Source organism: Streptomyces sp. NPDC005195, from assembly GCF_040608315.1.
GTDB lineage: Bacteria > Actinomycetota > Actinomycetes > Streptomycetales > Streptomycetaceae > Streptomyces > Streptomyces kaempferi.
This window is the reverse complement of the sequence record NZ_JBEXHZ010000374.1, coordinates 1-1,189: the sequence shown is the minus strand read 5'-3', so window position 1 is coordinate 1,189 and position 1,189 is coordinate 1. Positions and strand designations below refer to the sequence as shown.

Below are 1,189 nucleotides of genomic sequence, written 5' to 3'. Positions count from 1 at the left end.
CAACCAGGCGTTCACGATGCACGGCACGATCATGCTGCTGATGTTCGCGACGCCGCTGTTCGCCGGCTTCACGAACTGGATCATGCCGCTGCAGATCGGCGCGCCCGACGTGGCGTTCCCGCGGCTGAACATGTTCGCCTACTGGCTGTACCTCTTCGGCTCGACGATCGCGGTCGGCGGCTTCCTCACTCCGCAGGGCGCGGCCGACTTCGGCTGGTTCGCCTACTCGCCGCTGTCGGACGCGGTCCGCTCGCCGGGCATCGGCGCCGACATGTGGATCATGGGTCTGGCCTTCTCCGGCTTCGGCACGATCCTCGGCGCCGTCAACTTCATCACCACCATCATCTGCATGCGCGCTCCCGGCATGACGATGTTCCGTATGCCCATCTTCGTGTGGAACGTGCTGCTCACCGCGGTTCTGGTGCTGCTCGCCTTCCCCGTCCTGGCGGCGGCCCTGTTCGCCCTGGAGGCGGATCGAAAATTCGGGGCACATGTCTTCGACGCGGCAAATGGCGGAGCCCTGCTCTGGCAACACCTCTTCTGGTTCTTCGGCCATCCAGAGGTGTACATCATCGCCCTACCCTTCTTCGGAATCATTTCCGAGGTCATCCCGGTGTTCTCGCGCAAGCCGATGTTCGGTTACATGGGCCTGATCGGCGCGACCATCGCGATCGCGGGCCTGTCCGTGACCGTGTGGGCGCACCACATGTACGTCACCGGTGGCGTGCTGCTCCCGTTCTTCTCCTTCATGACGTTCCTCATCGCCGTACCCACAGGCGTGAAGTTCTTCAACTGGATCGGAACGATGTGGAAGGGCTCGCTGTCCTTCGAGACACCGATGCTCTGGGCCACCGGCTTCCTCATCACGTTCACCTTCGGCGGTCTGACGGGCGTCATCCTGGCCTCGCCGCCGATGGACTTCCACGTCTCCGACTCGTACTTCGTGGTGGCGCACTTCCACTACGTCGTCTTCGGCACCGTGGTGTTCGCGATGTTCTCCGGCTTCCACTTCTGGTGGCCGAAGATGACGGGCAAGATGCTCGACGAGCGGCTCGGCAAGATCACCTTCTGGACGCTGTTCGTGGGCTTCCACGGCACGTTCCTCGTCCAGCACTGGCTGGGCGCCGAGGGCATGCCGCGTCGTTACGCCGACTACCTGGCGGCCGACGGCTTCACCGCCCTCAACACG

General features: G+C 63.8%; 1 protein-coding gene. It reads left to right on the top strand.

The genetic code is table 11. From position 1 onward, the window contains the following. Nucleotides 1–1,189: cbb3-type cytochrome c oxidase subunit I (locus ABZV34_RS39750; protein ID WP_356288270.1), on the top strand; the 1,189-nt coding region annotated here is incomplete at both ends.